The 18,567-nt window shown below is 63.4% G+C and carries 22 protein-coding genes; 15 read left to right on the top strand and 7 right to left on the bottom strand.

Features of this window, described 5'->3' with window-relative positions:
• Window positions 1-385 precede the first annotated feature (385 nt).
• The 5 genes from FXV83_RS31540 to FXV83_RS31515 all read right to left on the bottom strand — a co-directional run bounded on the left by FXV83_RS31540 (window position 386) and on the right by FXV83_RS31515 (window position 3,462).
• Window positions 386-673, bottom strand: a complete 288-nt coding sequence (locus tag FXV83_RS31540) for a GIY-YIG nuclease family protein (RefSeq protein WP_148743483.1) — start codon at window positions 671-673, stop codon at window positions 386-388.
• Window positions 674-805: 132 nt separating this feature from the next.
• Window positions 806-1,063, bottom strand: coding sequence for a DUF3297 family protein (locus FXV83_RS31535; protein WP_018318553.1), 258 nt, complete (start codon window positions 1,061-1,063; stop codon window positions 806-808).
• On the bottom strand, window positions 1,060-1,536 hold the full coding sequence (locus tag FXV83_RS31530; RefSeq protein ID WP_148743482.1) for a glutathione peroxidase: 477 nt from the start codon (window positions 1,534-1,536) through the stop codon (window positions 1,060-1,062). The genes FXV83_RS31535 and FXV83_RS31530 overlap by 4 nt, the downstream gene beginning before the upstream one ends.
• Window positions 1,537-1,538: 2 nt before the next feature.
• Window positions 1,539-2,939, bottom strand: coding sequence for an amidase family protein (locus FXV83_RS31525; protein ID WP_148743481.1), 1,401 nt, complete (start codon window positions 2,937-2,939; stop codon window positions 1,539-1,541).
• Between the two features lie 265 nt (window positions 2,940-3,204).
• Window positions 3,205-3,462, bottom strand: coding sequence for a DUF6894 family protein (locus FXV83_RS31515; RefSeq protein WP_148743480.1), 258 nt, complete (start codon window positions 3,460-3,462; stop codon window positions 3,205-3,207).
• Between the two features lie 249 nt (window positions 3,463-3,711).
• Here FXV83_RS31515 and pqqA point away from each other — a divergent pair, with 249 nt between their 5' ends.
• The 9 genes from pqqA to FXV83_RS31470 all read left to right on the top strand — a co-directional run bounded on the left by pqqA (window position 3,712) and on the right by FXV83_RS31470 (window position 13,231).
• Window positions 3,712-3,792, top strand: coding sequence for a pyrroloquinoline quinone precursor peptide PqqA (pqqA, locus tag FXV83_RS31510; protein WP_007595659.1), 81 nt, complete (start codon window positions 3,712-3,714; stop codon window positions 3,790-3,792).
• A 151-nt stretch (window positions 3,793-3,943) separates the two neighbouring features.
• On the top strand, window positions 3,944-4,873 hold the full coding sequence (gene pqqB, locus FXV83_RS31505) for a pyrroloquinoline quinone biosynthesis protein PqqB (RefSeq protein ID WP_148743479.1): 930 nt from the start codon (window positions 3,944-3,946) through the stop codon (window positions 4,871-4,873).
• Window positions 4,870-5,649 carry a pyrroloquinoline-quinone synthase PqqC gene (gene pqqC / locus FXV83_RS31500; RefSeq protein ID WP_148743478.1) on the top strand — a complete coding sequence of 260 codons (780 nt, stop codon included), beginning with the start codon at window positions 4,870-4,872 and terminating at the stop codon, window positions 5,647-5,649. Before pqqB ends, pqqC begins: the two co-directional genes overlap by 4 nt.
• A gap of 10 nt (window positions 5,650-5,659) precedes the next feature.
• Window positions 5,660-5,971: a pyrroloquinoline quinone biosynthesis peptide chaperone PqqD gene (gene pqqD, locus FXV83_RS31495; protein ID WP_148743477.1), complete on the top strand. Its 312-nt coding sequence runs from the start codon at window positions 5,660-5,662 to the stop codon at window positions 5,969-5,971.
• Window positions 5,968-7,158: a pyrroloquinoline quinone biosynthesis protein PqqE gene (gene pqqE, locus FXV83_RS31490; RefSeq protein ID WP_148743476.1), complete on the top strand. Its 1,191-nt coding sequence runs from the start codon at window positions 5,968-5,970 to the stop codon at window positions 7,156-7,158. Before pqqD ends, pqqE begins: the two co-directional genes overlap by 4 nt.
• Window positions 7,155-8,141: a prolyl aminopeptidase gene (gene pip / locus FXV83_RS31485; RefSeq protein WP_148743475.1), complete on the top strand. Its 987-nt coding sequence runs from the start codon at window positions 7,155-7,157 to the stop codon at window positions 8,139-8,141. Before pqqE ends, pip begins: the two co-directional genes overlap by 4 nt.
• 251 nt (window positions 8,142-8,392) lie before the next feature.
• The gene (locus FXV83_RS31480) at window positions 8,393-10,192 is read left to right on the top strand and encodes an FAD-dependent oxidoreductase (RefSeq protein ID WP_148743474.1); all 1,800 of its coding nucleotides are present in this window, start codon (window positions 8,393-8,395) and stop codon (window positions 10,190-10,192) included.
• Window positions 10,162-12,009: a 2-oxoacid:acceptor oxidoreductase subunit alpha gene (locus FXV83_RS31475; RefSeq protein ID WP_187436294.1), complete on the top strand. Its 1,848-nt coding sequence runs from the start codon at window positions 10,162-10,164 to the stop codon at window positions 12,007-12,009. Before FXV83_RS31480 ends, FXV83_RS31475 begins: the two co-directional genes overlap by 31 nt.
• 166 nt (window positions 12,010-12,175) lie before the next feature.
• Window positions 12,176-13,231 (top strand): 2-oxoacid:ferredoxin oxidoreductase subunit beta, encoded by a 1,056-nt coding sequence (locus tag FXV83_RS31470; RefSeq protein WP_148743472.1) that lies wholly within the window; start codon window positions 12,176-12,178, stop codon window positions 13,229-13,231.
• Here FXV83_RS31470 and FXV83_RS31465 read toward each other — a convergent pair whose 3' ends face one another.
• Together FXV83_RS31465 and FXV83_RS31460 are read right to left on the bottom strand one after the other, a co-directional pair.
• A complete protein-coding gene (locus FXV83_RS31465; RefSeq protein WP_148743471.1) occupies window positions 13,232-13,678 on the bottom strand; it encodes a DUF4399 domain-containing protein in 447 nt (148 codons plus the stop codon). It abuts the gene before it with no gap.
• 17 nt (window positions 13,679-13,695) lie between these two features.
• On the bottom strand, window positions 13,696-15,246 hold the full coding sequence (locus tag FXV83_RS31460) for an SUMF1/EgtB/PvdO family nonheme iron enzyme (RefSeq protein ID WP_148743470.1): 1,551 nt from the start codon (window positions 15,244-15,246) through the stop codon (window positions 13,696-13,698).
• 334 nt (window positions 15,247-15,580) lie between these two features.
• On the opposite strand from FXV83_RS31460, the gene FXV83_RS31455 reads away from it, so the two are divergent.
• The 6 genes from FXV83_RS31455 (at window position 15,581) to FXV83_RS31430 (ending at window position 18,359) form a co-directional block, all read left to right on the top strand.
• Complete coding sequence (locus FXV83_RS31455; protein ID WP_148743469.1) at window positions 15,581-16,201, top strand: hypothetical protein; 621 nt, start codon at window positions 15,581-15,583, stop codon at window positions 16,199-16,201.
• 40 nt (window positions 16,202-16,241) lie between these two features.
• Window positions 16,242-16,691, top strand: a complete 450-nt coding sequence (locus FXV83_RS31450; protein ID WP_148743468.1) for a DsrE family protein — start codon at window positions 16,242-16,244, stop codon at window positions 16,689-16,691.
• Window positions 16,692-16,903: 212 nt separating this feature from the next.
• Window positions 16,904-17,227 carry an ArsR/SmtB family transcription factor gene (locus FXV83_RS31445; RefSeq protein WP_148743467.1) on the top strand — a complete coding sequence of 108 codons (324 nt, stop codon included), beginning with the start codon at window positions 16,904-16,906 and terminating at the stop codon, window positions 17,225-17,227.
• The gene (locus FXV83_RS31440) at window positions 17,224-17,655 is read left to right on the top strand and encodes an SRPBCC family protein (protein ID WP_148743466.1); all 432 of its coding nucleotides are present in this window, start codon (window positions 17,224-17,226) and stop codon (window positions 17,653-17,655) included. Before FXV83_RS31445 ends, FXV83_RS31440 begins: the two co-directional genes overlap by 4 nt.
• A 45-nt stretch (window positions 17,656-17,700) precedes the next feature.
• Complete coding sequence (locus FXV83_RS31435) at window positions 17,701-17,919, top strand: hypothetical protein (protein WP_187436293.1); 219 nt, start codon at window positions 17,701-17,703, stop codon at window positions 17,917-17,919.
• A complete protein-coding gene (locus FXV83_RS31430) occupies window positions 17,916-18,359 on the top strand; it encodes a DUF1801 domain-containing protein (protein WP_148743465.1) in 444 nt (147 codons plus the stop codon). Before FXV83_RS31435 ends, FXV83_RS31430 begins: the two co-directional genes overlap by 4 nt.
• The last annotated feature ends 208 nt before the right edge of the window (window positions 18,360-18,567 follow it).

Here is an 18,567-nt window from a genome sequence, read left to right as displayed (position 1 = left end):
CGGAGAGTGTGGCGACACCTCGCACGATTCCAGCTCCGTCGTCCGCGGGCTGAGGGCCCGGCCTTGGCACACCGCCCTCTCCGCCGTCATTGCGAGGAGCTCTTGCGACGAAGCAATCCAGACTGCCGCCGCGGAAGGACTCTGGATTGCTTCGCTGCGCTCGCAATGACGGAGAGTGTGGCGACATCTCGCGCAGCTTCCAGCCTTCCTCCGAGGCCCGGCCACCCTCAGCCGACACCGCCCTCTCCGCCGTCATTGCGAGGAGCTCTTGCGACGAAGCAATCCAGACTGCCTCCGCGCGAGGACTCTGGATTGCTTCGCTGCGCTCGCAATGACGGAGCGTGTGGCGACATCACGCGACTAACGGGTGCCGCGCTCTCGGCCATCAAATCAGCGTCTCGTACAAATCCTTCCAATCCGGATTAAGCGTCTCGATCAGCGCAAGCTTGTTCGCCCGGCTGCCGCCCTTGATCTGCTTTTCGCGTGTAATCGCGTCGGTGATGGTCGCGTGCAGTTCGTACCAGACGAGAAGCTTGCAGCCGTACTTCGAAGAGAACCCCTTGACCAATCCCTCGCGGTGCTCGAACGCGCGACGCGGCGGATTGGAAGTGACGCCCGTGTAGATCGTCCCATTGCGGCGATTGGCGAACATGTACACGCAAGGCTGCTTCATGAGCGCTCTCGGCTGAGAGAGCCACCACGATATCACAACCACAAGATGATTGCGAGCAACGAGCGCAATAGAACGAGGAAACCGCAAAGCTCGCCCAACATCGTCATTGCGAGGGGAGAGAGGCGTGCCAGACTACTTCTTATCCCTGAAATACGGCTCGACCGGCCCATGCACCTTGATGGTCAGCGGGTTGCCGTGGCGGTCCTTGGCGTTGCCTGCGGTGACGCGGACCCAGCCTTCGCTGATGCAGTACTCCTCGACATTGGTCTTCTCGACGCCCTTGAAACGGATGCCGACGTCGCGCGCCAGGATATCCGCATTGTAATAGGGGCTGTTCGGATCGACCGACAGGCGGTCCGGAAATTCGTCGCTCATGATTGTCTCGCTCATAACAGGGTCTCGATTTGCTGCCGCAATCCTTCGGGCCGCGCTGTCGGCGCGTAGCGCGCGATCACCTTGCCGGCGCGATCCACCAGGAATTTTGTGAAATTCCATTTGATGGAGGCGCCAAGCAGGCCGGATTGCTGACGTTTCAGGTACTCATACAAAGGATGCGCATTGCTGCCGTTGACGTCGATCTTCTCGAACAGCGGAAAGGTGACATCGTAATTGGTCGAGCAGAACGCCTGGATCTCGCTCGCCTGCCCCGGCTCCTGCGCGCCGAACTGGTTGCAGGGAAAGCCCAGCACCGAAAAGCCGCGCGGATTGAGATCGCGGTGCAGATCCTCGAGCCCGCGATATTGCGGCGTGAAGCCGCATTTGCTCGCGGTGTTGACGATCAGCAGCACTTGTCCCTCGAAGCGGCGCATCGGCACCTCATCGCCGGCAAGCGAGTTGGCCTTGAAGTCGTAGATGGTCGACATCATCAGTCCACGGGGTCGATTGGCGACGGCGGCACGCCGCCGGCCTCGATCGCTTCGCCTGCGAGCAGACACAGGTCCTCGCGGTAGCGGCCGGAGACGATGTGCACGCCGACCGGAGCCTTGCCCACGAGGCCGGTCGAGACCACCAGGCCCGGCAGTCCCATGAAGGGAATCGCGATCTGCGGCAGTTGCGCCTCCCAGACGCGCTCGAAAGATTCGTCGTCCTTGAGGTCGAGCTGATCCGGGAACGGCAGCTCGCCGGATACCGGCGTCAGCACCACCGCGTATTGCTCGAAGAACAGCATCCAGTCCCGGGTCAGCGTGGCGCGGCGGATGAGCGCCTTGGCGTAATTCGCCTGGTCGAGCGGCGTGACCCTGGCGCGATTGCCGCGCAGGCATGCCAGCGCGCCGGGATCGCCCTCGCGTTCGGCCATTTCCAGCTGCGCCTCGTAGCCGTCGCCGAGCCAGAGCTTTGTCTGCCACTCGACCGCCTCGCGCATCGGCGGCGTGTTCTCGATCGCTTCGACGGTCCAGCCGGCGCGCTCCAGCCGCTTGCCGGCATCGGCGACGGCCGCCTTCACCTCCGGGGTGGTCGCAAGCCCGTCCGGATTGAGGCAGAGCGCGGCGCGCTTCGGCCGCGCCGGACCTTCGAGCGGCGCCGGCATCCACCAGGGATCGCGGACGTCGCGGGCCGACATGGCGGCGAGCGAAATCCTGATGTCGTTGACGGTGCGCGCCAGCGGACCCGAGACCGCCATGATTTGCGGCCCGATCGGGCGCTCCGGCAGCGCGGCGTTGAAGGCCGGAATCCGGCCGAGCGTCGGGCGCAGGCCATGCACGCCGCAGGCATAGGCGGGATAGCGGATCGAGCCGGCGATGTCGGTGCCGTGGGCGATGTGGCCGATGCCGACGGCGACCGCCGAACCGGCGCCACCAGACGAGCCGCCGGGGGTCAGCGAGCCATCGCGCGGGTTTTTGGTGTCGCCATGGACCAGATTGGTGGTGAACCAGCGATAGGAAAAGGCCGGGCAATTGGTGCGACCGAGCAGAACGGCACCCGCTTTGCGGAAATTGGCGACCACCGGATTGTCTTCGCGGGCGATCAGGTCGCGCTGCAGCTTGAGGCCGTTGGTGGTGGCAAAGCCTTCCTGGTCGACATTGGCCTTGATGGTGACGGGCACGCCGGCCAGAACGCCGGGATCCTCACCCCTCGCAATCGCCGCATCGACGGCGTCGGCCTGCTTGAGCACGTCCTCCGGCCGATGGTCGATCACAGCATTGAGCTTGGGGTTGACCGCATCGAGCCGGGCAAGGCCGGCCCTGGCGGCCTCCCTGGCGGACACTTTTTTGGACTTGACGAGGGTGGCGAGGTCGGCGGCCGACAGGCGCCAGAGGTCTTGCATGGCTTGCTCCGTATGACCGGCGTCTTTTAGCGCCGGGACAGCGGCAAAGCCATGCGATTTCGCAGGGGCGAGGGCGGGCGGGATGTCAGCGGGTGATTGGCTTGGTCGATCGAAGCCGCGGGCTCCATAACCTCTCCCGCTTGCGGGAGAGGTCGCGCCGAAGGCGCGGGTGAGGGCTCGCTCCTCCTGGGGGTTCTCGCTCGTGGAAGCACCCTCTCCCCAACCCTCCCCCGCAGGCGGGGGAGGGAGCACACCTCGCACGACGCTAATGCCGCGTCGCCGATTGGTCCGGCATGTCCAGCAGCGCCTCGGTGAAGGGGAATTCCAGCACGATGTCGCCGGCGACGTCAGTGACCTCGATCACCGCCTCGAGCAGGGCCGGCTGGGTCCCCTCGGATTTCAGCACCTCCAGAATCATCTGGCGGGCTACCTCCCAGGCACGATCCGGATTGCGCAGATCCTCGCCTTCAGGATCTACGATCAATTCATCGCCGATACGGGTGTTGAAGAAGTATTTGGGCATTACCGAGATCCAATTGGGCCGCCTGTACCGGATTGAAAGCTGCACTGCACTCACAACTGCTTTATCAGGGCAGGGTTCGCGACCGAATGCGCCGAACGCAAGACTGCCTCACCAAAAGCGGTGTTCCAAGCCCATATTTCGCGGCGCAACATGAGACCTTTAGCCAAAGATTTAACTGGCGAAGTTTTGCGCCGGCACTAATTTAAGGCATGGGCGGATACGTCCGAATTCTGAAAATGGAGAGCCGAAATGGCCTGGAAAGCCCCCAAGATCGTCGAAGTGCCCTGCGGCATGGAAATCAACATGTATGTGAGCGCCACCCGCAAGTAAGCGGTTGGTCAGTTTGTGTTCAGCGCAGGTGGATCGTTCGGTCGCGTTGTTTCAGGCAGGTCGGGTTCTTTCGGACACAATGCGTTTCCGAAAGACAGGATTTGTGTTGACTTGAGATCCACCTCGCAACGTTCCCTCCAGGAGACGGATCATGCTTCGCGTCGTCGTCCTGGGCGCCGCAGCCGGCGGCGGAGTTCCGCAATGGAATTGCGGATGCGAGGGCTGCCGGGCAGCCCGTGCAAACGGCCGTGAGCTTGTGCGGACGCAAGCCTCGGTCGCCTTCAGCGGCGACGGCGAGCATTGGTTTTTGATCAACGCCTCGCCCGATCTGCGCCAGCAGCTGAATGGCGCGCCGCAACTGCATCCCAAGGCGGGCACGCTGCGTCACACGCCGATCGCCGGCGTGATCCTGACCAATGGTGAGGTGGATGCGGTGGCGGGCCTGCTCTCGATGCGCGAGGGTTCGCCGTTCACGGTCTATGCGCATGAAAAGGTGCTGGCGATCCTGAAGGCCAACAGCATCTTCAACGTGCTGAACGAAAAGAACGTGCGACGGCAGCCGATCGACATCAGCGAGCCATTCGAGCCGCGATTGCCCGACGGCGCGCGTTCGGGGATCGAGGTGCTGCCATTCGCCGTGCCCGGCAAGTCGGCCTGGTATCTCGAAGGCAAGGCGCATCCCGGCGGGGAGACTGGCGACGGCGATACCCTTGGATTGAAGATTACGGACAGGTCGACCGGCAAGAGCTTTTATTTCCTCGCCGCATGTGCCGAGGTGACCGACGCGCTCAAGGCCGAGATCGACGGCGCGGCGCTGGTGTTCTTCGACGGCACGGTGTGGCAGGACGACGAGATGATCAAGATCGGGCTCGGCCACAAGACCGGCAAGAGCATGGGACATGTCGCGATGTCGGGCGAGGACGGCGCGATCGCGCGGCTTGCCGATCTTACTATCGACAGGAAGATGTTTCTGCATATCAATAACTCGAATCCGGCTCTCTTGCCCTCCTCGCCCGAGCGCAAGGCGGCCGAACAGGCGGGTTGGCAGATACCCGCCGACGGAACGGAGATCGTGCTGTGAATGCCGCGTCGCTGACAGGAATGACCGCGCTCTCGATCGGCAAGGACATCCGGCTCAACTCGGCCGAGGAGCTCGAGGCGACGCTGCGCCACATTGGCGCGACGCGCTATCACAGCCTGCATCCGTTCCATAAGCTGCTGCACGGCGGCAAGCTGAACAAGGGCCAGGTCCAGGCCTGGGCGCTCAACCGCTACTATTACCAGAGCACGATCCCGATCAAGGACGCGGTGGTGATCTCGCGCTTCCGCGACCGCGCCACGCGCGTGGAATGGCGCCACCGCATCGAGGACCATGACGGCGACGTCGGCAGCGAGGGCGGCATCGAGCGCTGGCTCAAGCTAACAGAGGGCCTCGGGCTCGACACCGCCTATGTGGAATCAACGGAAGGCATTTTGCCCGCGACGCGCTTTGCGGTGGAGGCGTACGTGCACTACTGCCGGGAAAAAAGCCCGCTGGAGGCGATCGCCTCCTCGCTCACCGAATTGTTCGCGCCGAACCTGCACGAAGAGCGCATCTCCGGCATGCTGGAGCATTACGACTTCGTCAATCCGGATACCATGAGCTACTTCAAGCGCCGCCTGGCACAGGCGCCGCGCGATGCCGGCTTTGCACTCGACTATGTCAAGGCGCATGCCAGGACGCCGGAGGAGCGCGCGTCCGTCTGCAACGCGCTGATCTTCAAGACCAACGTGCTGTGGGTGCAGCTCGACGCGCTCTACCACGCCTATGTTGAGGGGCACATTCCGCCGGGCGCGTTCGTGCCCAAGGCGAGCTGAGGAGCAATCGATGGCCGGGCCGCGTCACATCAGCGTCAGCGAGCCGAGCCGGCCGGTGCTGCCGCGGCATGCCAAGCTCAGATATGACGAGACGCGGCAAGTCTGGGTGATCCTGGCGCCGGAGCGGGTGCTGGCGCCGGACGAGATCGCGGTCGAGGTCTTGCAGCTCTGCAACGGCGAGCGCAGCGTCGGCGACATCTCCGACCAGCTGGCGGCGAAATACGCCGCGCCGCGCGAGGCGATCCTGACCGACGTGATCGCCATGCTTCAGGATCTCGCCGACAAGGGCTTTCTCACCGAAGCCCGGGAGAAGACGTCATGAGCGATTTGCTCGGTAATCCAACAATCCCGCCCGACGCCAGCGACAGCCTCGCGGTGTTGGAGAAGCAGCGCTCGACGGCGGAGACCTTCGGCATTCCGCTTGCGGTGCTGCTCGAGATCACTCATCGCTGCCCGCTGCAATGCCCATACTGCTCCAACCCGGTCGAGCTCGACCGCTCCGGCAAGGAGCTGACCACCGAGGAATGGAAGAAGGTGCTGAGCGAGCTTGCCGAGATCGGCGTGCTTCAGGTGCACTTCTCCGGCGGCGAGCCGACGGCGCGGAAGGACCTCGTCGAGCTGGTCAAGCATGCCAGCGACGCCGGTCTTTACACCAATCTGATCACCTCGGCCGTGCTGCTGACGCGCGAGAAACTGAGCGATCTTGCGGATGCCGGGCTCTGCCATGTGCAGATCAGCTTTCAAGGCACCGAAATAAGTCTGTCCGATCGCGTGGCCGGCTACAAGGGTGCGCATGGCAAGAAGCTCGAAGTGGCAAAATGGACGCGCGAGGTCGACCTGCCGCTCACCGTGAACGCGGTGATGCATCGCCAAAACCTGCACCAGCTCCCCGAGATCATCCAGATGGCGGTCGATCTCGACGCCGACCGGCTCGAGGTCGCCAACGTACAATATTACGGCTGGGCGCTGAAGAACCGCGCCGCGCTGATGCCGACGGTGGCGCAGTTAGAGGAGTGCACCCGCATCGTCGAGGAGGCGCGCGAGCAGCTGAAGGGCCGGCTGTCGATCGACTACGTGGTGCCGGATTATTACGCGCTGCGGCCGAAGAAGTGCATGGGGGGCTGGGGCCGGCAGTTCTTCAACATCTCGCCGGCCGGCAAGGTGCTGCCCTGCCATGCCGCCGAGAGCATCACCGGGCTCGATTTCGAATCCGTGCGCTCCAACCATTCGATCGCCTGGATCTGGCAGAACTCGGACGCCTTCAACCGCTATCGCGGCACGGGGTGGATGAAGGAGCCGTGCAAATCTTGCGCATTCCGCGAGATCGATTTCGGCGGCTGCCGCTGCCAGGCCTTTGCGCTGACCGGTGACGCCGCCAACACCGATCCGGCCTGCGCGCTATCGCCGCTGCACGAGACCATCTTCAAGCAGGCCGAGCGCGAGGCCGAGGGCGAGACCAACCGCTTCATCTACCGCAATTTTGCCGGCGGCACTCTGGAATCCGAATGATGCCTGACGCCGACGCGGCCGCAGCGGCCAAGCGTGCCGATCCCTTTGCGCCGCTGACCTCCGAGTTGCTCGACGTCGGCGACGGCCACGAGGTCTATGTCGAAAGCGTCGGCCGCACTGATGGCATTCCCGCGATCTATCTGCATGGTGGGCCCGGCAGCGGCTGCCAGCCCGACCATCGCCGGCTGTTCGATCCTGACCGCTTCTGCGCTGTGCTGTTCGACCAGCGCGGCTGCGGCCGCAGCCGGCCCAAGGGATCGCGCGAGCATAACACCACGCAGCATTTGATCGCGGACATGGAGAAGATCCGCGACAAATTCGGTTTTGCACGCTGGATGGTGGTCGGCGGCTCCTGGGGCGCGACCTTGGCGCTGGCTTACGCAGAGGCCCATCCCGAACGCGTCTCCGGCATCGCACTGCGCGCGACCTTCCTGGGCACGCGGGCCGAGGTCGAGGCGGCCTTCGCCTCGCGCCTGGCGCAGTTTTATCCCGCTCTTCACGCGGACTTCCTGAGCGTGCTTCCACCAGAAGAACGCGAGCAACCGGTGCAAGCCTATTGGCGCCGCATTCTCGACGCCGATCCGGCCGTGCATGGACCCGCGGCGCGGGCCTGGCACGACACCGAGCGAGCATTGTCGGAACACAAGCCGGCGCGGACGCGACTGGACCTGGCCTCGCTGAACGTATGGCGGACTTTGCCCGCAACGCCGTTCATGGAGGCGCACTATTTCGTCAACGACAGCTTCATGAGCGAACACCAGCTGCTGCGGAATGCGGGCCGGCTCGCCGGCGTTCCCGGCATCATCGTTCAGGGCCGCTACGATCTGTTATGCCCGCCCGAGACATCCGAGGCGCTCGCGAAAGTATGGCCGGGTTCCGAGGTTCGCATCGTGGAAGAAGCCGGACATTCGCTCTATGATGCCGGCGTGCGGGACGCGGTCATGAAGTCGATCGCGGACCTTGCTTCGAAGACCGCGCGATAGAGATCTGTCTCCTACCGTGTCACACGCATCGCGAGATGCTGCACTGCCGCATCTCGCGCGCAGCCGTTAATGCTGTGTGCGCGCAGCTCCCATGAAAGCCGGTGATTTCCCAATTTTGCCGTTGTACTTCGGAGCGGTTCTAATAAGCTAACCCAATGATGCTATTCAGAAACCAGATCGACGCGCGTTAGGCGTTCGCCAAGCTCAAGAAAAGGCCGCCGGGTCCTTGAGCCTGTGCGGACAGGGTAGGAATGAAACCGACCGATATCGCGGCCCCCGACTATTTTCACAAGGTGGTCGATTGCCAATGGGCCTGTCCCGCACACACCCCGGTTCCCGAATATATCCGACTGATCGCCCAAGGCCGCTATAGCGACGCCTACATGATCAATTGGAAATCGAACGTGTTTCCTGGAATTCTGGGACGCACCTGCGATCGTCCATGCGAGCCGGCGTGCCGGCGCGGACGCGTCGAGGAAACGCCGGTCGCGATCTGCCGCCTCAAGCGCGTCGCCGCCGACTTCAAGGACGACATCAGACAGCGCCTGCCGAAGCCCTCGCCCAGGAACGGCAAGCGCATTGCGCTGGTCGGTGGCGGCCCGGCGTCGCTGACGGTGGCGCGCGATCTCGCGCCGCTCGGCTATCACTGCACCGTGTTCGACGCCGATCCGGAAGCCGGCGGCATGATGCGCTCGCAGATCCCGAAATTCCGCCTGCCCAACTCCGTGATCGACGAGGAGACCGGCTACATCCTGGGCCTCGGCGTCGAGTTCAAGGGCGGTCATCGCATCGAGAGCATGCAGGCGTTGCTCGCCGAGAAGTACGACGCCATCTTCGTCGGCTCGGGCGCACCGCGCGGCCGCGAGCTCGAGATTCCCGGCCGGAAGGAGGCCGCGGCCAACATCCATATCGGCATCGACTGGCTGTCCTCGGTGTCGTTCGGCCACACCGATAAGATCGGCAAGCGCGTGATCGTGCTCGGCGGCGGCAACACCGCAATGGATTGCTGCCGCACGGCGCGCCGGCTCGGCGGCGAAGATGTCAAGGTGATCGTGCGCTCCGGCTTCGAGGAGATGAAGGCTTCGCCCTGGGAGAAGGAGGACGCGATCCACGAGGACATCCCGATCCTCAACTTCCTCGTCCCCGTCGCCTTCATCCACGCAGGCGGCAAGCTCACCGGCATCACCTTCCAGAAGGTGAAAGCCGAATACGATGCCAAGGGCCGCCGCAACCTGGTGCCCTCGGGCGAGCCCGACCAGACCTTCGCATGCGACGACGTGCTGGTCGCGGTCGGCCAGGAGAACGCCTTCCCCTGGATCGAGCGCGACTGCGGCATCGAGTTCGACAAGTGGAATATGCCGAAGGTCGATCCCAAGACGTTCGTCTCGACCAATCCAAAGGTGTTCTTCGGCGGCGACGCCGCGTTCGGGCCGAAGAACATCATCTGGGCGGTGGCGCAGGGCCATGATGCCGCGCTGTCGATCCACAAGATGCTCTCGGGCGAGGACATCAACGAACGGCCGCTGCCAGAGGTGCATGTCTCCTCGCAGAAGATGGGCATTCACGAATGGAGTTATGACAACGACATCTCCAACGACAAGCGCTTCAAGGTGCCGCATCGCGACAAGGTGATTGCGCTGAAGGACATCCGCGCCGAGGTCGAGCTCGGCTATGACGTCAAGCTGGCGCTGGGCGAGGCCGAACGCTGCCTGAACTGCGACGTGGAGACCGTATTCTCGACGTCGCTCTGCATCGAATGCGACGCCTGCGTCGACATTTGCCCGATGGATTGCATCACCTTCACAGAGAATGGCGAGGAAGCCGATCTGCGCCAGCGCCTGAAGGCGCCCTCGCCGCGTCCGGACCAGGACCTCTACGTCTCCAGCGATCTCAAGACCGGGCGCGTGATGGTGAAGGACGAGGACGTTTGCCTGCATTGCGGGCTATGCGCCGAGCGCTGCCCCACCGGCGCCTGGGACATGCAGAAGTATTTCATCGAAATGACGTACGCAGGATCATCATGTCCGACAAAAAGCCGATCAGCAGCGTAAACGACTTCGTCGTCCGTTTCGCCAACGTCAACGGATCGGGCTCGGCCAGCGCCAACGAGATGTTCGCTCGTGCGATTCTGCGTCATGGCGTGCCGGTGAGTCCGCGCAACATCTTCCCCTCCAACATCCAGGGCCTGCCGACCTGGTACGAGGTGCGGGTGACGGAAGACGGCCATCTCGGCGCCCGCGGCGGCGTCGACATGATGGTGGCGATGAATCCGCAGACCTGGGACAAGGACGTCGCCGGCATCGAGCCCGGCGGCTATCTGTTCTACGATTCGACCAAGCCGATGCCGTCGACCAAATTCCGCAGCGACATCACCGTGATCGGTGTTCCCTTAACCGCGATCACCAACTCGACCTACACCGATCCGCGCCAGCGTCAGCTGTTCAAGAACATCATCTATCTAGGCAGCCTCTCGGCGCTGCTCGACATGGATCCGAAGCTGATCGAGCAGCTGATCGGCGAGCAGTACAAGGGCAAGGAGAAGCTGCTCTCCTCCAACGTTCACGCGCTGCATCTCGGCCGCGACTGGGCGCTGCAAAACCTGAAATGCCCGATCGGCTTGCGCGTCAAGAAGTCCGACAAGGTCGGCGACCGCATCTTCATCGAGGGCAATAGCGCAGCCGCACTCGGCGCCGTCTATGGCGGCGCCACCGTGTGCGCCTGGTATCCGATCACGCCGTCCTCCTCGGTGGCGGAGGCCTTCACCAGCCACTGCAAGAAGTACCGGCACGATCCTGTGACCGGCAAGGCGAAATACGCCATCGTGCAGGGCGAGGACGAGCTGGCTTCGATCGGTATCGTGATCGGCGCCTCCTGGAACGGCGCCCGCGCCTTCACCGCGACCTCCGGTCCCGGCATCTCCTTGATGACCGAGTTCATTGGCCTGTCATATTTCGCCGAGATTCCGGCCGTGATCATGAACATCCAGCGCGCCGGCCCCTCGACGGGCATGCCGACCCGCACCCAGCAATGCGACATCATCGCCTGCGCCTATGCTTCGCATGGCGACACCAAGCACGTGCTGCTATTCCCCGAGGATCCGGCGGAAGCCTTCGAGTTTGCGGCCGCCGCCTTTGATCTCGCCGAGCGGCTTCAGACCACGATCTTCCTGATGCTCGACCTTGATATAGGCATGAACCACCGCCTCTGCCGTCCCCTGAAGTGGGACGACGCAAAGCAATATGACCGTGGCAAGGTGATGACCGCCGAGATGCTGGACGAAGGCCGCGACTTCGGCCGCTACCTCGATGTCGATGGCGACGGCATTCCCTACCGCACCTATCCCGGTACGCATCCGACCAAGGGCTCCTACTTCACCCGCGGCACCTCGCGCGACCGCTATGCGCGCTACTCCGAGGAAGGCACGGTCTACGCCGACAACATGCAGCGTCTGGTGCGCAAATTCGAGACGGCACAGGATCTGGTGCCGCGGCCGCTCCAGGCTAATGCGGAACGGCCGACCAAATATGGCGTGATCTATTTCGGCTCGACCTCGCCGGCGATGGACGAAGCGATCGGCCTGTTGGAGGCACGCGGGCATCATCTCGACCGTTTGCGCATCCGTGCCTTCCCATTCCACTCGAGTGTCGCCAGCTTCCTCGCCGAGCACGACTTCGTCTACGTGGTCGAGCAGAACCGCGACAGCCAGCTCCGCCAGCTCATTGTCAACGAGAACGGCATCGACCCGGTGCGGCTGGTGCCGATCGTGCATTACGACGGCTCGCCAATCACCGCCCGTTTCATCGCCAAAGCCATTGGCGACCATCAGGATCACCTCAAGGTGACCCCGCTCCGCAAGGCCGTGTCATGACCTACGCGTCACTCTCTCCATCGTCATGCCCGGGCATAGCCGTCCGAAGGACGGCGTCGCTTCCGCTCGCCTGTGCCCGGGCATCCACGCCTTTCTTCTTCCTGGCCAAGACGTGGATGGCCGGGACAAGCCCGGCCATGACGGGCTTGGGATCGCAGGTGGTGTCATGACCTACATTGCAAAGCCGAAATTCCATCATCCGGGGCTGAAGAAGAACGAGCTCGGCTACACCCATCGCGACTACGAGGGCAAGATCTCGACGCTGTGCGCCGGCTGCGGCCACGATTCGATCACGGCCTCGATCATCGAGGCCTGCTATGAACTGTCGATCGAGCCGCACCGGGTGGCGAAGATCTCCGGCATCGGCTGCTCGTCAAAGACGCCGGACTATTTCCTCGGCAATTCGCACGGCTTCAACTCCGTGCACGGCCGCATGCCGTCAGTGCTGACCGGCGCCAATCTCGCCAATCGCAACCTGATCTATCTCGGCGTCTCCGGCGACGGCGATTCCGCCTCGATCGGCTTCGGCCAGTTCGCGCATTCGATCCGGCGCGGCGTCAACATGACCTACATCGTCGAGAACAACGGCGTCTACGGCCTGACCAAGGGGCAATTCTCGGCAACCGCCGACCGCGGCTCGAAATCCAAGAAGGGCGTCACCAACACCGACAACGCGATCGACCTCGTCGCGATTGCGCTGCAGCTGGGTGCGACCTTCGTCGCGCGCAGCTTCTCCGGCGACAAGAGCCAACTCGTACCGCTGATCGCGGCCGCAATCGGCCACAAGGGCGCGTCCTTCATCGACGTCATCAGCCCCTGCATCGCTTTCAACAACCACGCCGGTTCGACCAAGAGTTTCGATTATGTCCGCGAGCACAATGACGCGGTGAACCGGCTCGACGTGCTGGTGGGCCGCGATCCGATCGCCGTCGATTATGCGCCGGGCACGGTGCAAATGGTCGAGCAGCACGACGGCAGCAGAATCGCGCTGCGCAAGATCGATGCGGACTACGATCCCCACGACCGGCTTGGCGCCATGACCTTCCTGCAGAAGCACGCCGCCAAGGGCCAGATCGTCACCGGCCTGCTCTATGTCGATCCCGACGCGGAAGATTTGCACGAGCATCTCAACACGGTGGAGACGCCGCTCAATACTCTGGAGGCCGATACGCTCTGCCCGGGTTCGGCGGCGCTGGACAAGTTCAACGCCAGCCTGCGGTGATCACTTAGCGGCTGAAACGGGCGGCCTGACGCGGATGGTGATCTTCTCTGACACGACGGGCGGTTCGAACGCATAGTGCTTCGCATCGCCCAGCACCAGCTGGAGCGTGTGCGTCCCCGGCGGAAGCTCGAGAAGAGTTTCGGTCTGCCCTGCTCCGAAGTGCAGATGCGACTTGTCCTGCGGAATCGGCTCCTTGGGATCAATCGGTTCGTTCACGTCGATCAACAGATGATGATGACCGGCGTTATGGTAGTCGTCGCCGGCATGCGTCACGCCCATGTTCCGCAACCCGAACCGGGCCCAGAATCCGCCCCGGATCTTCTGACCGTCACGCGGAGTGATGAAATAAACCTTCGCGTCCTTGGGCGCTGTCTTGCCCTGCGAATAGGCGATGCCCGGAAGCAACGCGAGCGCCGCCGACAGCGCAACGCAGCGAAGGATTTTCATCAGACCTCCTCCAGCGCTTAAGGACTGAGCGCAATGCGGAATCCATGCGTCGGGTAGCGAACATTGGTATCGTAACCGTCGCGGTTGGACGGCCGGACATATCTCGAATCGTTCTTCCAGGAGCCCGAGCGCAGCACGTGCGAGGTGCAGTCCCCGCCGGTCCATGCCGAGCCGTCGCCGGGCGCACCCTGATAGGTCCTGTGCCAACAGTCCTCGACCCACTGATCGACGCCGCCGCCCATGTCGTGGAGCCCGAACGGATTGGGCTTGAAGCTGCCGACTTTCGCCGGCTGCTCGGCTGTGACGTCACCGCAATCCTTGCAGCCGGCCACGCCCGGCTGGAGCTTGTCGCCCCACCAGTATTTGGTCTGCGTGCCGGCACGCGCCGCATATTCCCACTCTGCCTCACTCGGAAGGCGGTACGGCTTCTTCGTCGCCTGCGCGAGCCAGCCCGCATATTGCTGTGCGTCCGCCCAGCTCACATTGGTGACGGGGGCGTCGTCCTTCCCGATCGCTGTAAAGCCGCATGCCTTCGCTGCCGCACATTCATTCCATTCACGAACGGTCACAGGATATTTTCCGATCGCGAACGGCTTGATCGCGACCTGATGGACAGGTCTTTCCGTCGGGTCATCGTTGCTGCCCATTGCGAAACTGCCGCCGCGGATCGCAACCATTTCCGGCTCCTGGACCGGCACCGTGGATTGCGATGGGGTCGGCGAAGGCGCGCTTGCAGGCACTGCGGCCGTCGAGGGAGAAGCCGCGGGTGCTGTCTGCGGCACCTGCGTCGACGAACCGGGTTCGGCTTGAACGGATTGCGACGGGGATGCTGCCGGAGCCGGCGTCGGGGGCGCCGCAGCCTGTTCGCCGAGGCGGCTGGGCGGCTGCATGAGCAGATACCAAAGTACGCCGCTCGCAATAACGAGCAGTGTCAGGGCCAGAAGGAATAGCAGCATATTCTCGCGCCGGCCGCGCGTCCTGCCCACGGCATCTGCGTCCGGCAGCACGCGATAGATGCGCACGGGGTCGGTGATGTTCTTCACCTTGCGGTCGCCAAGCGACTCATAGCCGCACACCACCTTGTGCTTGATCTGCTCGTAGATCGCACCTGAGATGTAGACCTGACCGGGCTCGGCAATACCCTCGATACGCGTGGCGATGTTGACGCCATCGCCATACACGTCGTCCGGCTCCACGATGACATCACCGAGATTGACTCCGATCCGGTACTCGATCCGGGACCCCTTCGGAAGCGAGGCGTTACGGCCAATGAGATTTTGCTGGATGACGATGCTGCAGCGAACCGCCTCAACTGGACTGTCGAAAATAGCGATGAAGCCGTCGCCCGTCGTCTTCACCAGGCTTCCATGGTGCTCGACGATACTGGGCTGGATGAGATCCCGCTCGATCCGCTTGACGCGAACATGCGTGCCTTCCTCGTCGGCCTGCATCAAGCGGCTGTAGGAAACTATGTCACCGACGATGATCGCGGCGAGACGACGAGGCATCCTGCCGTTTTGCGGCGGCTCATCGTGGCTTCCGGATCTGAAGTTGCGAATTTCGCCCATTGCGGGGCACTCCACAAACTGCAAGAGGCCGCCCAGCCTACAATTTCGAGAAGCAATCGTTTGTGAAGGCTATCACACTGACGAACTCGGACAACGTCGAAGAGATCGCCGATATCGAGTTCCAAGGATTGACGGCTCCACGTTGATTGAACCTTCCTGACCCGACCTGCGACTAACGCGGCGCACGGCGCCATCTATCTCATCCCTGTGCCGCGGCGGAGCCTCGCGGGCTTGCGAGCGTGAACGCGCCGCGTTCGGCCTGCGACCAATGGCAAACCGGCCCGCGCCGTCCCTCGCGGTCGGGCCAATTGCCGTTCCCGCATTCGGTGCGATCATGAAGCTCTCTCTTTTCATTGCCTTTATCCTTGCCGCGCTCAGCGGCCCCGGCCATGCCGCGGAGGCCGACGACATTCGCGAGGCCAGCAGGGCCGAAGCCGAGACCTTCAACGCGCGGATGTACGCAGGGCCGCCCGGAGACAAGGCCTATGCCTGCTTCGTCCGCCGCTACGATGCCGAACATCTGGCGCGGCACCCGAAGCAGAAGGTCGCCTCGATGAAGCTGCTGGTCTCAGCGGAATACGACAAGGAGGACAAGCAGCTCCACAACTCCTTCCGGCTCGGCTTCAGATACCGCCACCGCTCCGGCGATTTCGATTCCAGCGGCTCGTGCAGTCACGTGGTGTTCACCAAGGACGGCAACGACGCCCGCCTCGGCTGCGGCGTCGACTGTGAGGGCGGCGGCATCGGGGTGGCGTTGTCGAAGGAGAACGAGTCCGCGATCGTCCGGCTTGCGCGGGTCAGAGTCTGGCAGAACAACAAGCCGGACGACGACGCCGAAGAATCGTTGGTGGCCGGCGCCGACGACAAGATTTTCCGCCTCGACCGCACCGACAACAGCGAGTGCGCTTCGCTCGTGACCGACCGCAAGGAACTCGCCGCACTGCGCCACAAGTGATATGCGTGCGGCAAAGTCAGGCCAGTCCAGGGAGATCGCCATGAACCGCCGAAATATCCTTTGGAGCGCAGTCTCGGCTTTGGGCGCGGCGTTTGCAACATCCCGCGCCGAGGCCGCGACGGAAGCCAGCGCGGGCAACAAGCTCAAGGTCGTCTACCATCTTAGCGACGCCGAGAAGGTCAATTTCGTGCTCGGGAACATCCAGAATCACATCTACGGCGTCGGCGGGCCCGAGCACGTGACGATCGCGCTGGTGATCCACGGTCCGGCGCTGAAGGCGTTCCACTCGGCGCAGGCCAATCCCGATGTCAGCAAGCGTGTCGGCGATTTCTCCAAGGACGGCGTCGAGCTCGCCGCCTGCGGCAACACGATGAAGGCGCAGAACGTCACGCTGACGGATCTGCTGCCGGGCTTCGTCAGCGCGGAGAAGGGCGGCGTGGTCCGCCTGGCCGAGCTGCAGTCGCAGGGCTATCTCTATCTGCGGCCCTGAGGGCCACTAACGCTTCCGCGAATTCGGTGCGCTCCCTTCCCCGCTTGCGGGGGAGGGTCGGGGAGAGGGCTGTCTGCGCAATCGAGACCCGACGCTTCGCGTCGACCTCTCCCGCAAGCGGGAGAGGTCCCAAGTGATCCGCATCGCACTTGACTCATCCATAACTCTACAGTTATTAGTTTAACCCATAACTTGCTGGTTATGGATTCCTCATGTCCACCGCCCCCGACCTTCTGTTCAGAACGCTCGCCGATCCCACCCGGCGGGCGATCTTCGAGCGGCTGTGCCGCGAGGGCGAGCAGACGGTCGGGGCCCTGACGGCGCTATCCGGCGTTTCCCAGCCGGCGGTCTCGAAACATCTCGGCGCGCTGAAGCTGGCCGGGCTGGTGCGCGACCGTCACGAGGGGCGGCAGACGCACTACAGCGCGCAGCCCGGCGCCCTGAATCCGCTGATCGACTGGACCAGCCAGATGGCCGGGTTCTGGCAGAACCGGCTCGACGCCCTCGACGATCTCCTGAAGAGGATGGACCAATGAGCGAAGCTGAGACTGAAACCCGTTCCGTGACCATCGAGCGCGAATTTGCCTTTCCGCCGGAGCGGATCTGGCGCGCGCTGACGCAGCCGCATCTGATCGAGGAGTGGCTGATGAAGAACGACTTCAAGCCCACCGTCGGCCATCGCTTCAATCTTCGTGGCGAGTGGGGCGGCGTGCTGGATTGCGAGGTCCTCGCCATCGAGCCGCAGCGATCGCTCGCCTACACTTGGAATTTCACGCATGAGGACGCGGCCTTCGATTTGAAGAGCGTCGTGACCTTCACGCTGACGCCGACCGGCGCGGGCACGCATCTGCGCGTGGAGCAGGCGGGCTTCCGTCCCAACCAGAAGCAGGCCTATGGCGGCGCGCACGCCGGCTGGAACCAGTTTTTTGCAAAGCTTGAAGAGCTGCTGGCGCGGGCAGACTAGCCCGGCCGGCGATGTCCATTCCAATCATCTTCAGAGGAGGTCCCATTGAGCTCGAACATCTGGATACGGCAGATCCATCGCTGGCTGTCCATCGCCTTCACGGTTGCCGTCACCGCGAATATTGTCGCCATCGCCCTGCAGATGCAGGCGGTGTGGATCGGGCTGTTGGCGTTCGTCCCGCTGATTCCGTTGCTCGCGACCGGGCTATATCTGTTCGCGCTGCCATACGTCAGCCAGCGGCGCGTGAACGAGGCAAGATCATGAAGAAAGCTGTGACGGCGAAGACCAGCAGCGCGAAGGAAGCGGACGGAGCTTCAGCCTCCAAGTTGATCGACGGCAGGATCAAGGAGCTTGGCGACTGGCGCGGCGAGATGCTCAGTCGGCTTCGCGCCCTGATCAAGGACGCCGATCCCGACCTGGTCGAGGAATGGAAATGGCGGGGCGTGCCGGTGTGGTCGCACGACGGGATCATCTGCACCGGCGAGACCTACAAGGCTGTCGTGAAGCTGACCTTCGCCAAGGGCGCTGCGCTCGACGACCCCGCGGGGCTGTTCAACGCGAGCCTCGAGGGAAACGTGAGGCGCGCGATCGATGTTCGCGAAGGCGAGAAAATCAATGAGAAGGCGCTGAAGGCGCTCATCCGCGCGGCCGTGGACCTGAATACCTCCAAGGCCAAAGGCAAATCCGCAAAGCGCTCGGCTTAGACCACGATGATGATCAGATACAGCCGGCCACCGCGATGTTCACCTCTCCCCAACGGGGAGAGGCCGGATTGCGCCTGGCGATGCAAAGCATCGTCCCGCGCAATCCGGGTGAGGGGCCGCGGCATTCAGTGAGACCGTAACCCCTCACCCGGATCGCATCTTTCGATGCGATCCGACCTCTCCCTACGGGAGAGGTGAACCGCGCCCT

The sequence above is a fragment of the Bradyrhizobium hipponense genome, assembly GCF_008123965.1.
In the GTDB taxonomy this organism is placed as follows: domain Bacteria; phylum Pseudomonadota; class Alphaproteobacteria; order Rhizobiales; family Xanthobacteraceae; genus Bradyrhizobium; species Bradyrhizobium hipponense.
The sequence above is the reverse complement of the archived record's forward strand: the minus strand, read 5'-3'. Positions and strand labels throughout refer to the sequence as shown.